The organism is Holdemanella sp. DFI.5.55, from assembly GCF_020593575.1.
GTDB classification, from domain to species: Bacteria; Bacillota_I; Bacilli_A; order Erysipelotrichales; family Erysipelotrichaceae; genus Holdemanella; species Holdemanella hominis.
On sequence record NZ_JAJDMK010000232.1, the window covers coordinates 1 to 312 of the forward strand.

Sequence of the window (312 nt, forward strand, 5' to 3'; positions counted from 1 at the left end):
CAGAAGAACAGATTATAGAGTATATAAGAAGTCAAAAAAGAAAATAGCGAATCAATAAGAGGAGAAATCATCATGGAAAAGGCATTCAAGTATCGTATGTATCCAAATAGAGAACAAAGAATATTATTAGCCAAGACTTTTGGCTGTACTCGTTTTGTATATAACCATTACCTGGCAAAACGTAGGGATGCCTATGAAAAAGATGGAATCACTCTAAACTATTCTGCATGTGCTAAAGATCTAGTTTCTTTAAAGAGAGAATATGAATGGCTTAAGGAAGTGGATTCTGTTGCTCTGCAGTCAAGTGTAAAG

General features: G+C 34.3%; 1 protein-coding gene. It reads left to right on the forward strand.

Going from position 1 to position 312, the window contains the following annotated elements:
- Window positions 1-72 precede the first annotated feature (72 nt).
- On the forward strand, window positions 73-312 hold a 240-nt coding region (locus LJE08_RS13920), incomplete at its 3' end, for a helix-turn-helix domain-containing protein (protein ID WP_227403570.1).